Origin of the sequence: Pedobacter africanus (assembly GCF_900176535.1) — a bacterium.
Classification (GTDB): domain Bacteria; phylum Bacteroidota; class Bacteroidia; order Sphingobacteriales; family Sphingobacteriaceae; genus Pedobacter; species Pedobacter africanus.
On the sequence record NZ_FWXT01000002.1, the window covers coordinates 40,583 to 58,623 of the forward strand.

13 protein-coding genes are annotated in these 18,041 nt (G+C 41.7%); 4 read left to right on the forward strand and 9 right to left on the reverse strand.

The features are described 5' to 3' along the window. Window positions 1-10 precede the first annotated feature (10 nt). Together B9A91_RS14550 and B9A91_RS14555 are read left to right on the forward strand one after the other, a co-directional pair. The gene (locus B9A91_RS14550; protein ID WP_084239750.1) at window positions 11-2,341 is read left to right on the forward strand and encodes a TonB-dependent receptor; all 2,331 of its coding nucleotides are present in this window, start codon (window positions 11-13) and stop codon (window positions 2,339-2,341) included. 3 nt (window positions 2,342-2,344) lie between these two features. Continuing rightward, window positions 2,345-3,157 carry a DUF4249 domain-containing protein gene (locus tag B9A91_RS14555; RefSeq protein WP_235012567.1) on the forward strand — a complete coding sequence of 271 codons (813 nt, stop codon included), beginning with the start codon at window positions 2,345-2,347 and terminating at the stop codon, window positions 3,155-3,157. Window positions 3,158-3,323: 166 nt separating this feature from the next. Here B9A91_RS14555 and B9A91_RS14560 read toward each other — a convergent pair whose 3' ends face one another. Beyond that, entirely contained in the window at window positions 3,324-4,190 is an 867-nt protein-coding gene (locus B9A91_RS14560) for an aldose 1-epimerase family protein (protein ID WP_084239751.1), read from the reverse strand. Window positions 4,191-4,282: 92 nt separating this feature from the next. Between B9A91_RS14560 and B9A91_RS14565 the strand changes: the two genes are divergently transcribed. Next, window positions 4,283-6,250 carry a sensor histidine kinase gene (locus B9A91_RS14565; RefSeq protein ID WP_084239752.1) on the forward strand — a complete coding sequence of 656 codons (1,968 nt, stop codon included), beginning with the start codon at window positions 4,283-4,285 and terminating at the stop codon, window positions 6,248-6,250. Between the two features lie 35 nt (window positions 6,251-6,285). Here B9A91_RS14565 and B9A91_RS14570 read toward each other — a convergent pair whose 3' ends face one another. The 6 genes from B9A91_RS14570 to B9A91_RS14595 form a co-directional block, all read right to left on the reverse strand. After that, a complete protein-coding gene (locus tag B9A91_RS14570) occupies window positions 6,286-8,460 on the reverse strand; it encodes a S9 family peptidase (protein WP_084239753.1) in 2,175 nt (724 codons plus the stop codon). A 4-nt stretch (window positions 8,461-8,464) separates the two neighbouring features. After that, entirely contained in the window at window positions 8,465-10,330 is a 1,866-nt protein-coding gene (locus B9A91_RS14575; protein WP_084239754.1) for an LTA synthase family protein, read from the reverse strand. Window positions 10,331-10,342: 12 nt separating this feature from the next. Next, the gene (locus B9A91_RS14580) at window positions 10,343-11,020 is read right to left on the reverse strand and encodes a hypothetical protein (protein ID WP_084239755.1); all 678 of its coding nucleotides are present in this window, start codon (window positions 11,018-11,020) and stop codon (window positions 10,343-10,345) included. Window positions 11,021-11,038: 18 nt separating this feature from the next. Next, complete coding sequence (locus B9A91_RS14585; protein ID WP_084239756.1) at window positions 11,039-11,818, reverse strand: enoyl-CoA hydratase/isomerase family protein; 780 nt, start codon at window positions 11,816-11,818, stop codon at window positions 11,039-11,041. 7 nt (window positions 11,819-11,825) lie between these two features. Then, on the reverse strand, window positions 11,826-13,640 hold the full coding sequence (locus tag B9A91_RS14590) for a ComEC/Rec2 family competence protein (RefSeq protein WP_084239757.1): 1,815 nt from the start codon (window positions 13,638-13,640) through the stop codon (window positions 11,826-11,828). A gap of 217 nt (window positions 13,641-13,857) precedes the next feature. Beyond that, entirely contained in the window at window positions 13,858-14,193 is a 336-nt protein-coding gene (locus B9A91_RS14595) for a MerR family transcriptional regulator (protein ID WP_084239758.1), read from the reverse strand. A gap of 136 nt (window positions 14,194-14,329) precedes the next feature. On the opposite strand from B9A91_RS14595, the gene alaS reads away from it, so the two are divergent. Continuing rightward, window positions 14,330-17,032, forward strand: a complete 2,703-nt coding sequence (alaS, locus tag B9A91_RS14600; protein ID WP_084239759.1) for an alanine--tRNA ligase — start codon at window positions 14,330-14,332, stop codon at window positions 17,030-17,032. Between the two features lie 17 nt (window positions 17,033-17,049). On the opposite strand, the gene B9A91_RS14605 is transcribed toward alaS, so the two are convergent. Beyond that, complete coding sequence (locus B9A91_RS14605) at window positions 17,050-17,184, reverse strand: alanyl-tRNA synthetase (protein WP_084239760.1); 135 nt, start codon at window positions 17,182-17,184, stop codon at window positions 17,050-17,052. A 51-nt stretch (window positions 17,185-17,235) separates the two neighbouring features. Beyond that, entirely contained in the window at window positions 17,236-17,934 is a 699-nt protein-coding gene (locus tag B9A91_RS14610) for a 3-keto-disaccharide hydrolase (RefSeq protein WP_084239761.1), read from the reverse strand. Between the last annotated feature and the right edge of the window lie 107 nt (window positions 17,935-18,041).

Here is an 18,041-nt window from a genome sequence, read left to right on the forward strand (position 1 = left end):
CGTTGTAATTATGCCAAAGCTTACGGGGATTGTTCTGGTGCTCTTCTTTTTAATGGTTCAATGTCAATTTATAAATGCCCAAACAAAAAAAATACTCAACGGAAATGTAACAGACGCCACCACAGGTGAAACATTAATAGGCGCAAGTATTAAACTTACAGGCAGTATTCAGGCTGGGGCTATCAGTAATGCTTATGGTTTTTATTCCATTAGCGCCGCTGAAGGTAGTTATGAAATTTCAGTTAGTTTTATTGGTTATAAAACATTTAAACGAAGTATCATTATTACAAAAGACACCCGGCTTAATTTTACGTTAGAACAGTATAATCAGTTAAATGAGGTGGTAGTTTCGGTAATAAAGCGCAACGAAAATGTAAGTAACCCGCAAATGGGGCTGCAAAAAATAGCTGTTCGCGAGATAAACAATGTTCCGGTGCTGCTGGGTGAACGTGATGTATTAAAAACCATTCAGCTTTTGCCGGGTATTAAATCGGCGGGTGAGGGGAACAGTGGCTTTTATGTGAGAGGAGGCTCAACTGATCAGAACCTGATTCTATTAGACGAGGCTCCTGTTTACAATGCATCTCATCTGCTGGGTTTTTTTTCAACATTTAATTCCGACGCCATAAAAGATGTCAGTGTGTATAAAGGCGGAATGCCTGCTCAATATGGGGGGCGCTTGGCTTCGGTGCTCGACATCAAAATGAACGAGGGCAACAGAAAAACATACACCGCGGAAGGAGGCATAGGCCTGATTTCTTCCAGACTAAAGATGGAAGGGCCGATAGTAAAAGATAAAGGGTCGTTTATGTTGAGTGCCCGAAGGACCTATCTGGATGCTTTCCTGGCCTTATCACCAGATAGCTCGATAAATAGCAATACCCTGTTCTTTTACGATTTGAATGCAAAGGCCAACTATCAGCTGGATGAAAAGAATACTTTATACCTGTCTGGATATTTTGGCCGCGACAAACTGGGGCTGTCTGATACTTTTGGCTTTAACTGGGGAAATGCTACAGTAACGTTTAGATGGAACCATTTGTATAGCAATAGCCTTTTTTCCAATACTTCTTTAATTTACAGCAACTACAATTATGTAATCCAGAACTTTATGGAAGAAAACAATTTTGAGGTAAATTCTTCCATCAGGGATTTCAATCTGAAGCAGGATTTTGAATACAGCCTGAGTAATGCGCACAGTTTGAAGTTTGGCATAAATGCCATACACCATAACATTGCTCCGGGTAAGCTTACTGCCACTGCAACTTCGAGCGTAAACGAAACCAATTACGAAAACAGGAGTGGGATTGAATTGGCCGCTTATCTATCGGATGAATGGATAGTAAATGACAAAATGAACCTGGTTTATGGGCTGAGGGTAAGTAGTTTTTCCTTGCTTGGCCCTGGAAACATCAAAAGTTATGATACGGAAGGAAATACGGTCAGCACGGTAGCTTATCAAACTGGTGAATTCGTGAAAACCTATTTTAATCTGGAACCCCGTATTTCAGCAGGTTACCAGCTCACAAGTTCCAGCTCGTTAAAGGCAGCTTATACCCGTAACATTCAAAATGTACACCTGATGTCTAATTCGACTTCAACTTCGCCTACGGACCTTTACATTATGAACAGCAATAATGTGAAGCCTGAGGTCGCCGATCAGCTTGCTGCAGGATATTTTAGGAATTTTAATGACGATAACTACGAATTTTCGGCCGAGATGTACTACAAATGGATGCAAAACCAGATTGAATACCGCAGCGGAACAGATTTACGTGGGAATGGGAATGTCGAAGCAGATTTATTGTACGGGGATGGCCGGGCATATGGTATTGAGCTTTTTTTAAAAAAACGGTTTGGCAGATTTAATGGATGGTTAGGCTATACCTGGTCAAGAACGGAACGCCTTTTTGATACCATTAATAATAACAAGTGGTTTTATGCCAGGCAGGACAGGACCCACGACTTATCGCTGGTAGGCATTTATAAGGCGGGCAAACGCTGGACCCTTTCTTCGGTATTTGTTTACAACACTGGAAATGCCGTAACCTATCCAAGTGGTAAATATCAGCTGAACGGCAGGACGGCTTTTTACTATACGGAGAAAAATGGGTACCGCAGTCCGGCCTATCATCGCCTGGACGTATCAGCAACCTTCGAAGGCAGGCCTGGCAGGAAACTGCAGTCCAGCTGGTCTTTTGGGATATATAATCTGTATAACCGGCATAACGCATTTTCGATCGATTTTAAGGACGATCCGAATGATGCCAGCAGAACGCAGGCAATACGTACGACCTTATTTGGTATTATCCCTTCGGTAAGCTGGAATTTTAAATTTTAACGAATGAAGGACTTAAAAAGAAACAAGAGTTTAAAACAGCTGGTCATCTTAGCCATTTTTCTTTCTGCAATGGTGTTGCCGGGCTGTGAAAAGGTAATTGAGTTGAAACTGGCTAATGCCGAACCTGCTGTGGTTATTGAGGGCGGGGTGAGCGATCAGAATGAAAATCAGGTGGTAAAAATTTCCAAGACCTATAACTTCACAGAACGCAATAAGTTTAATGGACTAAGCGGCGCAAAGCTAGTGTTAACCCGGCCTAACGGTAGTACCATTAATTATACCGAAATAGCACCAGGTTTCTACCAAACCGTTAAATTTCGTGGTATTCCAGGTGGACGTTATACTTTGGATGTTACTGTGGAGGGAAAAACATACCGCGCCAGTTCCACCATGCCCGCAAAGGTAATGCTGGATTCGATTTCCTTCAGGCAGTTTGATTTTTTTGGTACTACAAATACTTATATCGCAGTAAATTATAACGACCCCCGGGATGTGCAGAACCAATACAGATATATTTTAAAAATTAAAGGAACAGTGGAGAAGGATGTAGTAAACGAAGACCGCTTTAACAACGGCAATAAAGTATCAGACGTGATTTTTAAGGATCTGGGCGATCTGGTTTCAGGCGATAGCCTTCATGTAGAGTTCCAGTGCGTGGATCGCAATGTTTACAGATATTTTTACAGCCTTGGACAAAATTCCGGTGAGGCTGGGCCACCTGTTTCTCCGGCAAATCCGGTTTCTAATTTTAACAACGGAGCCCTGGGTATTTTTAACGCCTATACTTCAAGCAAAAGGACTGCCGTGATCAGGTAAGTGCATAATCAGACCTGTCTTCAACTGAAGAAGAAGGGATTAAGGCTTTGCGGAGGTACGATGTGCCCAATATCATTGCAGGTAAATCATTGGATAGAATAACAAAACCGGCTGCCAGTCTGCTTAAATAGCTATGGTAGATAAGCAAGGAATACGAGGAGAGCAGTTAAAAGCATTCAACACCCCAGCTCCCGGTCCACTGCTTGCCGGGGCCCAGGATTATGATACCTTCTTTATGTTCCAATTGCTGGTTGTGATCTATCCCGTCGGCAACTCCCTGCCAGGGTTCAAGACAAACAAAATCTGCATCTTTAGCCGACCATATGCCAAAAAAGGGAAAATTCTTAAAACTGAAATGGATTCCTCTGGTATTCTTATCGTTTCTCAGACTGATACAATCGCTTTTTAGGGTTTTAAATATCAATGCGTCATCATAAAAAAGCTCATGTGTTAAAGGTAGTTTTCTGTCTGATAATGCTATAGTTGCAGTTTGATGGTCAACCAAATCCTCTCGGATCTTATGATACGTTAAGCTCTCCTCCTTATTGAATTGCAGGAAATAATCGGTATAGGCCAGGTCTGCATTTACTTCAGTTGCAAAAGCCGGATGTGCGCCAATGGAGAACAGCAAAATATCTTCAGCAGGGTTTGACACAGTATAGCTGCATGAAAGTCTTGCTCCTGTTAGGGTGTAATGCAATTGAAGTTTAAAAGGAAAGGGATAAACCTTTAAAGTTTCTTCATCATGTTTTAGTGAAAATACCAGGGCTGTGCTGCCGATCTGGTTCAACTCAAAATTTTTGTCTCTTGCAAAACCATGCCTGGGCAAAAGATAGGCTTTGTTTTTATAATAGTAAGTGTTTTGCTTTAAACCACCTACTATGGGAAATAGAACCGGGCTGAATTTTCCCCAGTAGTCAGGATTACCCGACCAGAGGTACTCAGCATTGTTGTTTTTATTTTTTAAACTCTGCAATTCTGCACCTTTAGCTGCAAAAGAAGCTCTTAAATAATCGTTCTCAAGGAAAATCATAATGGATAAAAATAAAAAAATCCTTTTTGTTATATTAGAACTCAGCTAAAAAACTGCAATGTTTTTATTCAGATCAGTATCCGGCAATTTATATGAAGTTTGAAAACAGGTTTTCGGAGATGATAAACCGGCTTCTGGAACGTCCCAGGTTAGCGGGAATCCTGGTTTTTCTGTTTTTGCTCCTGGTCATTGGCTTCATTACCAATCAGAAATACCAGATTGTTAAGGAGAATGAACGTCAGGAGATGCTGGGCATATTAAATGTGGTAAAACAAAATATAGATCAGTCGCTGAAAAACAGCTATACGTCTGCATTTCTTCTTGCCCTTACATTGGATGAGCAGGGTAATCCTGTTGATTTCGAAAAAGTGGGAGCAGAACTTTTAGCTTCCAATTCTATGTTGCAGGCTGTAGAGCTGGTACCCGATGGGGTCATTAAATACGTTTATCCTTTAAAAGGAAACGAGAAGGTTCTGGGAATGAATGTATTTAAGGAACCCAGACAGATAGCCATAGGAGCCTATAAAACCGTCAATTACAAAAAAATGTATTTTTCCGGTCCCATTAAGCTCAAACAGGGCGGTACGGGAATTATTGGCCGTATACCTTTGTTTATAGATCATAAATTTTGGGGCTTTTCTGCTGTGGTGATTAAGCTGGATGCCTTTTTACAGCAGGCAGGACTGTACAATAATGCCAATAAGAAGTTTTATTTTCAGTTTTCAAAACGTGATGCTGCAACGGGAAAGGAAGAGTTTTTTCTTTCAGGCGAAAAGGACTTTAGGAAAAATGCCTATGAGCATGTTTTTTTTCCGGATGGAGACTGGAAACTTTACCTGGTCGTAAAAAGCAGGTATGCCTTGTTTGCTCAACTGCTTTTTACCTTGTTGTTAGGACTTGCCTTTGCCCTGGTTTGTGGGGTGTTGACTATGAAAGTGTTTAAGAAGCCCGCTGAAATCAAGGAAATAGCAGATCAGCAAACCAGGGCTTCTGAACAGCGAATGGGCTCTTTAATAGATACCATTGATGGCATTGTATGGGAGGCCGATCCTGTTGATTTCCATTTTACATTTATCAGCAGGAAAACAGAAGAGATATTGGGCTATACTCCCGAAGAATGGCTTAACTCTCATTCTTTCTGGGCAGATCATGTACATCCTGATGATAAGGACTGGGTGGTTACCTACTGTGATGTATGTACAAAAGCACTCCAGGCCCATGATTTTGAATACCGCATGATCGCCAAAGATGGGACTGTAGTATGGTTAAGAGATATTGTAAATGTGATTGCTGAAAACCAGCAGCCTGTTTTGCTGAGGGGAATTATGATCAACATCACCAAGCAGAAAAAGGCAGAAAAGACATTAAATGATTCATTTAGCCTGGTAAATGAGCAAAACAGGCGCTTACTGAATTTCTCTTATATCGTATCCCATAATCTCCGTTCCCATACCAGTAATATAGAGGCAATTTCCAATCTGATGGAGCTGGCAAACTCTGACATGGAAAGAACAGAATTGCTCGACCTGTTAAAAAGGGCTTCCTCATCCCTAAATGAAACACTGCTCAATTTAAACCAGGTTGTAAATATTCATAGCAGCATCAATATCAAGGTTGAGGCTTTGAATGTGAAGCAATATATCGCAAAGACCCTGCGCGCTTTACATGCAGAAATCGCTGCAAAAAATGCACAGATCGTGGAAAGCGAGGCTTGTGATATGGTTGTAAATTATAACCCTGCTTATCTGGAAAGCATTCTCCTCAATTTTATCTTCAATGCCATCAGGTATAGTCACGCAGACCGTAAGCCGGTTGTGGAACTGAGCTGTTACCTGGAGAATGAGCAGCAAGTGCTTCAAATCACCGACAATGGCGTTGGCATAGATCTGGAAAAGTATGGCGATGAATTGTTTGGTATGTATAAGACGTTTAATGGCAATGCCGATTCCCGTGGGATAGGCTTATTTATCTCCAAAAACCAAATTGATGCCATGGGTGGAAGAGTTGCGGTAAGCAGCGTCGTAGGCGAAGGGACAACCTTTAAGATCTACTTTAAATAAAAAAAGCAGCTCTTAAAGCTGCTTTTTTTATTTTCTTATTTTCCTCCGGGAGGGCAGTTGCGCTTCAGGAATTCAGTATAAGTTAAAGCCAGGTGTTCTGAAGTACCCTGACCTTCATTAATGCTGTGTGTCCTGTTGGGGTAAGACATCAGTTGAAACACCTTTCTGTTTTTAATCAGCTCATTGATCAGCATCTCTGCGTTCTGGTAATGCACATTGTCATCTCCCGTACCATGAATATACAGCAGATTTCCTTTAAGGTTTTTCGCATAGCTAATTGGCGAACCTTTGATATAAGCCTCTTTGGTAAGCAGGGGAGATCCCATGTAACGCTCCTGATAGATGTTGTCATAGGTAAGCTGATTGGCTACAGCAGCAATGGCAATTCCAGTTTTGTAAATTTCCGGATATTGGAACATCAGGTTCAGGGTAGAAGAGCCACCGCCGCTCCAACCCCATACGGCAATCCTGTTTTTATCTACAAATGGCCATTGTATAATTTTTTTTGCAGCCATTGCCTGGTCACGTATATTCAATACGCCTATGTTTTTGTAAATGCTTTTACGCCATTCCCTGCCTTTAGGAGCAGGAGCACCCCTGTTTTCAAGAGAAATATAGATGTAGCCATCTTTTGGCATATCACCTGCATAAAGCCAGTTTACACCCATGCCATAAGTATCTGTAACGGTCTGGGCAGCGGGTTCGCCATACACATAAAATACTACCGGATATTTTTTTGTCTGGTCAAAATTATCTGGTTTTTTCATCCAGCCATCCAGTTCAACGCCGTCTTCTGTTGTAACTTTAAAGAATTCTACCTTGTTTTTAGGAGGCTTTATCCTACCCAGCTGATTGGTAATGCTACCTTCCATGGTAAGTGGGTTTAACGTGGTCAGTTTCATCCATTCGGTAATTGGAGGTATGCTTGCTGTGGTATAGGTATGGCGTGCAAATACTGCATTAGGCGAGATTTCATAGGTATGTGTGCCTGGAAGGATAGAAGGAGTTACCATTTCAGCCTTGGCACCCCCGCTCAGCTTAACCTTGTACAGATATTTTTGTGTGGCATTGTTGGGCGAGGCCATAAAATACAGCAGGTTGTTTTTTTCGTCTACCAAAGATTTTTCAATCACATCAAAATCCCCTTTGGTAATGAGCGTTTGTTTTTTCCCATCTTTACTGATACGGTAAGCATGGCGCCATCCGTCTTTTTCGCTCATCCATATGAATTCTTTTCCAGCATTGATCCATTCCCAGGTTTGGGCACCCGCGTCTATCCAGGCCTTATCGGTTTCAGTATAGATGTTTTCAGCTGTGCCGGAAGCCGCATTTGCTACAAAAAGCTTACTTACGTTTTGTTCCCTGTTCAGCTGCTGAAGGATTATCTCATTGGAATTTGGAATCCAGTCCATCCTGGGGATGTAATGCTGTACCTGATCGCCAGGGATGTTCAGCCATCTGGTTTCTGCTTTAGCGATGCTTACAATACCGATTTTACAGGCCGAAGGGTTTTCTCCAACCTTAGGGTATTCAACCGGAATTACATAAGGGTAAATGGAATCCGTGTTGTCTATCATTAAAAAGTTTTTGATTTTAGTAGCATCAATCTGCCAGTAGGCGATGGATTGTCCATCAGGGCTCCACCTGAAGCCATCCCGACAGTCAAACTCTTCTTCGTACACCCAGTCAAACGTTCCGTTGATCATCCGATCGGTACCATCTGTAGTGAGTGCCTTGCTGGTTTTAGCCTGCAGATCGTCTACGTATAAGTTGTGTTTGCTTACATAGGCTACCTTGTTGCCATCCGGCGAGAATTTGGCAAACATAAGCGATGAAGCAGGTTTGTCTTTGCCTACCTGTGTAAGTGTATTGTTCTTTAAATCCGCAACAAAATAATCACCCCGGGTTTCGTAGCGCCATACTTTTTTGCTGTTGGTATAAATCAATGCTTTGGTGCCATCTTCAGAAAGCTCAAAATCTTTAATACCGCGGATGTTGTTCCCACCAGCGTATAGCAAATCCCGGCTTACAATCGTTTTGCGGTCATTTTGAGGCAAAGAAACGGTAATGAGTTCTCCATCCATGATCTGGTAATAGGCATTCCCATCCTTGGTCCACCTCAGCTCAGGTTTATTTTGTGCATTGACTTTTGCCGCTAAGCCGATGATTGCGACTAAAGCAAGTTTAAAAACGACATTTCTGAAATTCATTTTATTAAAGTTCTATAAATTGACGATAAACATTTTGCAGATAGGCTTTGGCATGGTCAACTGTTTGAAGTGTTTTTGCCTTGTCTTCTGCATTGCTGTTAAATAAAATCATTTTTCCTACGTTGTCAAATGTAACACATTGCTGCTGATCAATAAAGCCCATGCCATTGTCCCAGCTAAAAAACGCGAACGGTTTGGTATAGGGGTTCAGCAGGTTTTTGCTCCATATAAATTGTTGGGCTGGGATGTCAAGTTGCGCAAGAAGGGTGGCCGCAATGTCGGTCTGACTGCCTACCTGGTCAAATTTGCGTCCCCTGAATTCATCTTTAATCACATCACCATAAAACAGTAACGGAATATGATAACGTCCTGGGGTGGAGATGTCATGTATGTTTTTTGGAAGCAGATGACCATGGTCAGCCACAAATACAAATAACGTATTTTTATACCATGCCTGTTTTTTTGCATTGATTAAATAAGCATTGATACAGGAATCCGTATAATAGGCTGTACTCTTAAACTTTGCTGTATTGTCGGAATTTCCGAATTTAGACTTGCCTGGCAGTTCATAAGGTTCATGATTGGTAAGGGTAAGGAGTGTAGAGAAAAAAGGCTGACTTTCCTTGCTCAGGTCGGCCAACTGTCTTTCAAATACAAGCTCATCAAATTTTCCCCAGCGAGATTTCATTTCATTGCCTTTGAAATTGTTCTTATCAACCAGTTTCTGGTAATCATGGCTCAAGATGAAAGCTTTGTAGTTGTCGAACTCAGATTCTCCTCCATAAAAGAAAGAAGTATGGTATCCATTTCTAAAGAATACCTGAGAAAGGGCAGGGATTTTCTGCATTTTTTCCGGCCATTTTACAATGCTTCCGGCGGCAAGGGTAGGAAAACCTGCAAGCGTGGCAATAAGTCCCTTATCTGTCCTGCTTCCAGCAGAATAAATTTGACTGAAAAGTACACCCTTCTTCATCAAGGTATCAAAATGGGGGGTAATGCCATCCTCGTTACCAAGCGTTTTAGTGAGGTCGGCTGTAAAACTTTCTACAATTACCACTACTACATTGGGGCGTTTGGTTGTCAGAATAAGGGTAGTTGTATCTTTTTCAGTTGTATACAATGCTTTGATATCCCGCTCTGCCTGCTGGTTATCCAGATAAACATAAGGATTCTTTTTTGTCATTTTTGATGCAAGTATACTTGAAAGCAGGTTCCATTCTGTATTTACAGCAGCATGGTTCAGCACCTGCTGTTCCGAAAAGTAGGCCATGCTCTGTGTGATGGGCGATCCCCGCAGGCCGCCTCTGATCAGGAGAAAATTTCCAGCTATCAAGGCCAGACAAACAATTGCCCGAATCCATATTGGACTGCGGCTAAAGCTCAGTTTACGCAGTACTACATACCGTTGAAGGAATAGACCCAGTGCAGATAGCAGAATGAGCAGGGATACGGACAGGCCGATAGGCGAGGAAGCACTGGAAGCCATTGCTTCTCCGGGCGATAGGAAAGCAAATCCAAGCGCTTTGGCGTTTATCTTGCTGCCCCATTCTCTGTAGATGTTAAAATTAACCACAGCAATGATACTGAAAAGGACGATCAGGATTTTGTTGTAAACTGATACCCATTTCAGCTCCACTATTTTTCTGCCGTTTAATAGCCAGTACATGTAGCTAAATAACGGTATAACGGCCAGATAGGCTGTCATAGACAGGTCTAATGGGATCGCATGGTAAAAAGTAGCTGCCGTTTCAGCTAAAGGAACAGCGGCTATTTTTTGGTGGTAGATCAGTAAAAATATCAGCCGGTCTAAAAAAAAGAACAGCAGCCAAAACAGGAAGAACCGTAAAAAAAAGAGCAGACTTTTCAGCATTTTATTCCAGGCTTATTGTCCGCCCCGCATTGCTTTTAGTTCGGCCATTGTTTTTTGCTCATATCCTTTCGGAATATCCAGGGAGAAAGGCCCTACTTTACCTTCTTTAACATTTTTTAAGGTAACCATGGTTTTAAAGCCGTCCTGGCTGTTTGAATATTTAATAGGTGTAGCATTTAAGGCATTAAAACCCGGAGGGTTGCCTCCTTTGGGTAATTTAAGTTCTGTCGTGGCCCACAATTCGTAGGTTGCCCCGTTGTTGTCTTTGTAAGTGTACTTTTCAGCATTGAAACCAGCGATCACCTGTTTTTCACCGGTTGCTTTAAAGTCGCTGAAGGTTAAACCACCCCTTTGTTGTTCTACTTCTTCTTTGGAAAGTTTTGCAGCATACTGCTTCTGCATAATCGGGATGTCTACCAGGACCAGTGAATTGCTAAGTTCTCCATCATTGATGACCTTCAACATGGCAGCGCCCATATCAACCTGTATTTTAGACAGGTTTCCATTAAATTCTACTTTGCTTTCAGAAGGCAGCAGCGAAGGGTCAATCTGCTTTTTCTGCTCATCTGTAAGTAAATATTCTATCCCATAGGTAATCGTTCCCGAATCCATAACTTTTTGGGCTTTAGCTATAATAGCTGTTCCGATTAAAATAATTGCCAGAACTCCGGTTTTAATAGATTTAAACATGTCTTGAATTATAAAATTTTACCAGTTTATTTTTTCCTTGCTGATAAAGGCAGCAACACCTTTTTTGAAATCTTCACTTTCTCTTACCCGGGCATTGAGCTGTACGGCTTCTGTCAAACTTTTTTCAAGCCCCGGATTTGTGGTCTGCCCGATCAGCTGCTTGGTTACCATTAACGAATTGGCTGAAGCTTCAGTACACAAACTTAATGCAAAATTCTTTACATTAAGACTGATATCTGTCTTGTTTGTTACAAAAGTGATAAGTCCGTAATTTAAGGCCTCCTGTGCTGAGAACAACGCGCCGCTCAATAACAGTCTCTTTGCAATGCTTTCACTGGTTTTACGCAACAAAAAACAAGCTACAATAGCCGGTACAAAACCAAGTTTAACCTCGGTATAGCCAAAATTGGCTTCAGGAACTGCAAAGGTAATGTCGCAAACTGTTGCCAAACCACATCCCCCGGCAATGGCATGCCCTTCAACCTGAGCAATTACCACTTTTGGCAGATCATAAATTGTGGTAAAGAGTGTCTTCAGGTTCTCAGAATCGGCCAGATTTTCTTCGTATGAATTTTGTTGAAGTTGCTGAAGATAGGCGAGATCGGCCCCTGCGCTGAAGACCGGGCCATTAGCTTTTAAGATAACTACTTTAACATCTTCGTCCCTCGAGGCGCTGTTAAATGCAGCGATCAGTTCAGCAACAAGTTGAGGGTTCAGTGCGTTCCGTTTGTCGGGACGGTTGATGCATATGGTTGCTATACGCTCCTTAACGCTATATAAAACCAGGGCTTCAGTCATACAAATATTAAGTTGGTCCGGCCAAATATAAGAAAATAACCCGCTCTATCTGGTGTTGATCAAGAACAGGTTTAATCACATAGTTGAAGGACTTACTATCGGGATCAAGGTCGGTATATAAAATAACGCTATGCGCAGAAATCCAGGCAATGGCGTAATTGTGTTTCAATTTGAACGTGATGGTCTTTTTTTGTTGTGCCGCTTTTAATTTATGGTAGCTTCCAAGGCACTGAAAACAAAAAAAGGCAAATATTGATACAAATAACATCCGTTTTTGATAATGCTGCATGGCGATCACAAAGCAAGTTATTGCAGCGTATAGTAACAGCAGTTCGGTCTTGGCGATCCAGATGCCGGAGATGCCAGAAAATGGCAGTGAGGCAATTTTATTCAAACCGGTATTGGTAAACGTGATGAGTGCTTCCAGCAAAGGTCCCAGGCATTCAATTTTAAAAAGAAGGGTAATTATACCGATGTATAAGATTAAAGTAACCGGTATCATGATAAAGAGGTTACTGATCAGAAAGCAGAGTGGGAACTGATGGAAATAGTATATGCTTAATGGATAAGTTGCCAGCTGAGCTGCGGCAGACATTGTTATTGCAGCCCAGGTCTTATCCAATAGAGGATTTTTAAAGGCTAACCAGGCATAGATACGAGGCTGCAGGTACATCAGCCCAAAAACCGCCAGAAATGAAAGCTGAAAACCAATGTCCCAGATGAGGAATGGGTTGTAAAGCAACAGGCAGAAAGCCGCAAATGCAATGACGTTATAGCTGTTTGCACGTTTGTTAAATAACCTGGCTATAACAAATACGGAAAGCATAATCGCCGATCGAAGTACAGCGGGGGAGAAGCCGGTTAATAAGGAATAGGCCCAGATCAGTGTTATGATCAATAGGGTTTTTATATATTTTAAAGTCCGGTTGCTATTGAAAAAAAACAGCAGCCAGTTCAATACCAGATAAATCAGGCCTACATGCATCCCTGAGACGGATAGTGCGTGTATGGTACCGGTTTTGGAGTAGATATTTAAAGTTCCTGGACTTAAGTCGGAGCGGTAGCCAAGTATAAGAGTGGCAGCAAGCGAAACAGCTTCCTCGTTTTTAATAATTTTTCGGTAAAAAGCGACTTGTTTTTCCCTAAGCTTCAAGGCGTATCTGATTAATGGGTGAGCATTGTTATTGTATAGTTTAACCAAATCTGTTTGTTTTAAAAAAGTTTGGTGATAAATATTCCTGGAAGCCAGCCAGGATTTAAAATCAAATTCTGCCGAACTGCCTGGAGCATCTGTTGCAATAAATGCAGCAGGAATTATCAACTGGTCACCGTATTCCAGTGAAATGGGAATAAGAGAATCCAGCTGTAGTGCTACCCTTATTTTTCCCGACGCCCTTTCTGAAATTACCTGGCCTGAGGAATCCAAATGATAGCCATTTGTTACCATTCCCTCAAGCCAAATAATATTTGGTTTCATTTTCGGTTCCTCTATAATTTCTAATTTTAGAAATTTATATTTTTTAAATACATAATAATCAGTGTTAAATTTATGATTATATAAAGTAGAAGATAAACATCCATACAGGTAAAAAAAGCAGTGTAGCAGCAAACCTGCTTTTCGCTTATACTGATGTGATATAAAACGCCCTCTCTGAAAAATCAGGACAAACAGCAGCAGGAGCAGTCCGGCACTCAGGCTTGAGAGTGCCTCTAAAAGGTAGGGTAGCTTTACCTGATATGTACTCATGACACCCAATGAGAAGGGTAGCACAATTCTTGTAAAAGGGAATCCTTTAAACGGATTATTATATGCAAGCATCATCGGAACTGTTAACTTAGCTGAAGTCTAACTTCTGCTTTTTTGTTTCCGGGGATTCGCTTAAATGTCCTTTCTAAGGGCAGCTTCTCTTTATCCACAAGTGTCTTCCCGTAGTGATAGCGGCAGGGCAAAAATAATAAACATATTGTCTTCATTGTGATGGGCATAAATTGGCCAAATCACAACAAATACAATCAAATAAAAAAAATTAATTTACTAATTAAATTTCTTCGTTTAATTTTAGTAAGAAGTCTTTTAGTTTTTCCAGTGAGGCAATGATCTTTTGGTTTTCTTTTACTTCACCACTGTTGTTTTTGAGGTGTTCTTTAGCTCCCTTTAGGGTAAAGCCTTTATCGTCTACCAGATGGAATATGATTTTCAGATTTTCAATATCTTCAGGTGTAAATAAGCGGTTGCCCTTCTTGTTTTTTTTAGGCTGCAACACATCAAATTCCTTTTCGTAAAAGCGGATCTGGGAGGCGTTTACACCAAACATTTCGGTGACTTCTCCCATGGTATAATACATTTTATTAATTTCCCGTTCTTTGTAAGGCATATTTTTGTGTTGATTATGAATTAATTACAGGTTTTATTTAAAGCTTTCAAACTTAGTTAAAGTTAAGCAAGTATCCATGGACACCCGAAAAAAAAATAATTTTATCTAAGTTTGCTCAAAATAAATCAACAGAAGGATGACAGCTAAGGAAATCAGACAGGCCTACTTAAAATTTTTTGAATCAAAACAGCATCATATCGTTGCATCTGCACCTATAGTAGTTAAAAACGACCCGACCCTGATGTTTACCAATGCAGGGATGAACCAGTTTAAAGATTTATTTTTAGGGGAGGCACCCATTAAATTCCCAAGGGTTGCCGATACCCAACGCTGCCTGCGTGTTTCCGGTAAACATAACGATCTGGAAGAAGTAGGTATCGATACCTACCATCATACCATGTTTGAGATGTTGGGTAACTGGAGTTTCGGCGATTACTTTAAAAAGGAAGCCATCGCCTGGAGCTGGGAACTGCTTACAGAAGTCTATAAAATTCCGAAGGACAAACTTTATGTTTCCATTTTTGAGGGGGACGAAAAAGAAGGTTTGCCAAGGGATACCGAAGCATATGAATTATGGAAACAATATGTGCCGGAAGACCGGATTATATTGGGCAATAAAAAGGACAATTTCTGGGAAATGGGAGATACCGGACCATGTGGTCCGTGTTCGGAAATTCATGTCGACTGCCGGCCTGACGAGGAACGTAAAGCCGTAATGGGAAAATCCCTGGTTAATGCCGATCATCCTCAGGTGATTGAGATCTGGAACAATGTATTCATGCAATTTAACCGCCTTAAAGATGGCTCACTGCAGCCTTTGCCGGCACAGCACGTGGATACCGGTATGGGCTTTGAACGACTGGTACGTGTATTACAGGGCAAAAGTTCCAACTACGATACCGATGTGTTTCAGCCGCTCATCCAGTTTATCGCTGCCAAAGCAGGGATACAGTATGGTGCTGATGAGAAAACGGATATTGCAATGCGTGTAATGGCCGATCATATCCGGGCAATATCTTTTGTTATTGCCGACGGACAGCTGCCTTCAAACAACAAAGCCGGCTATGTGGTCCGTCGTATCCTGCGCCGGGCGGTAAGGTATGCCTATACTTTCCTGAATTTGAAGGACCCTTTTTTGAATGGACTCATACCGGTATTGGCCGAACAGTTTAAAGGTGTTTTTGATGAACTTTTCATTCAACAGGATTTTGTACAAAAGGTGGTGCTGGAGGAAGAAGTTTCCTTCTTAAGAACTTTAGCTACGGGTATACAACGTTTTGATAACTATATAAAAAAGCAGGCAGATTTCTTAATGTCTGAGAATGCGATAGAACCCGAAAAGTCTTTTGAGGACCCTTGGGTGCACAGCATACTGAAAGACCAGATGATCATCTCTGGAGAGTTTGCTTTTGAGCTCCAGGATACCTATGGTTTCCCAATAGATTTAACCGAACTCATGGCCCGCGAAAAACGCTGGTCAGTAGATATGGACGAATACAACAAAGCCCTGCTTAAACAGAAAGAGCGTTCGCGCGCCGCTACGGCAGTGGATACGGGCGACTGGATATTGGTGAACCCGGATCTTGAAGTTGAATTTGTGGGCTATGATGATGTAGAAGCAGAGACGGAAATCATTAAATACAGAAAGGTAAGCGCAAAAGGGAAAGACCAATACCAGATTGTATTGAGCAAAACACCATTTTATGCAGAAAGTGGCGGTCAGGTAGGAGATACAGGCCGCCTGGAAGACCACAGTCGCCTTTTCTTTGTTGAGATTACCGACACCCGGAAAGAAAACGGAGTCATTGTCCATTATGCTGATACGCTGCCTGAAGATCTGGAAGGTCAGTTCTGGGCGGTGATTGACGAGAAAAAACGATTGCTTTCCCAAGACAACCATACCGCAACGCACTTATTGCACGCGGCCTTAAAAAAGGTGTTGGGCAGTCATGTGAGCCAGAAAGGTTCACTGGTAAACCCGGATTACCTGCGCTTCGACTTTTCGCATTTTGCAAAGGTTACAGATGAGGAACTGGCGCGGATTGAACACCTGGTAAATCAAAAAGTACGAGAAAATATCCCTTTAAAGGAACAACGATATGTGCCTTACGATCAGGCCATTTCAAGCGGGGTTACCGCTTTGTTTGGCGAAAAATATGGCGACCTGGTACGGATCATTACTTTCGATGACCATTACTCGAAGGAGCTTTGCGGCGGTACGCACGTTCAGGCTACAGGTCAGATCGGGTACTTTAAGATTACTTCAGAAAGTGCGGTCGCCGCTGGTGTAAGGCGTATTGAGGCCATCACCGCTGATAAAGCAGAAGCCTTTGTCCTGGATCAAAACAAAGAGCTGAATGAATTGAGGACCCTGCTAAAAGGTAACAAAGACCTGAGCAGTGCCGTTGCTGCATTGATTGAAGAAAACAACAAATTAAAGAAAGATGCGGAAAAGGCTGTTTTGGAGCAGTCTGCCAACCTTAAACATGAAATCGTTCATCACCTTAAAACTATTAACGGCATTAACCTGATTGCAACACATGTTGATCTGCCAAATGCAGATGCGGTTAAAAATCTGGCTTTTGCAGTGAAAGACCTTGTAGACGATCTTTTCCTGGTTTTCACAACCTTGATAGACGATAAGCCTGGTATTACGGTAATGCTATCCGAAAGCCTGGTTAAAGACAAAGGCTTAAACGCTTCAAACATCGTGAGGGAACTGGCTAAGGACATTCAGGGCGGCGGTGGCGGACAGCCGTTTTATGCAACCGCTGGTGGTAAAAATAAAAACGGGTTGTCAACAGTGCTGCATAAAGCAGAAGCGCTGATCTCAAAATAGTATTTGATATTGGGTACTTATTTAAGTACCCAATATCCTAAAGCAAGCCATACCAACCCTTTGGCCAGGAAAAATAAAAATCCCCATACACCAACTCTTCTCAGCCATTTTAAAATGGCTGCTTTTTTTTCTGATGTGGGTTTGGTATTCATGCTGTATGCCAGATAAATAAGATGATATCCTGCAAAATTAAGGAGTTTTTCCTAATCTTTACTTAATTTTTTAATAGGTTTTAAGGTAACTTTTCTGAACTCTACTTCCGAGCCTTCTGCCTGTATGGCAATTTGTCCGCTTTTTGCAGTGCAGTTATAACCATAGTTTACCAATTTATTATTCACCCACACTTTTACTTTATCGTCCAGGCATTCCACAATCATTTTGTTCCATTCGCCAACCGGCTTTTCAACGTTGTCAGCCATTCTTTTTATCCGGCGCTGTTTGTTGCCATTTACCCCCCAGTTTTCTTTTGGCCCCCGTCTGGCTTCCATATCGGGCACGGTGATGTCTTCTTCAATGCACCAAAAGTCTCCGGCATTCTGATTTTGCATCTGAACTTCCAGGGATTTCGGAAACATCCCATAAAGGGCTCTTGGTGTCGAGGCGTGTACCAGGACCCCGCAATTTCCAGGTTTGGCCGAAAAGCGGTATTGCACTTCAATGCGATAGTTCTGATAAGTTGCATCCGTGATCAAATGCCCTTTTGGATTACCCATACTCACTAAAAGTCCGTTACGTACTAGAAAAGAGGGCCGGATATCCGGGTTCTTGTCGTGATCGGGCACATCACTATGCCAGCCACTGAGGTCTGTTCCATTAAATAAATGCTTAGATTGAGCCAAAGATGCGATGCTGCAGCATAAAAATGCAATAATTGATAATGTGGTAGTTAAGGATTGTTTCATGCATTAAATATAATTTTTTTTTAATCCCTGCACAATAATCAGGATAAACCAGCGTCTATATTACTGAGAGCGTTAATTTAGATGAGCGGGAATGGTCGGAGGATTAT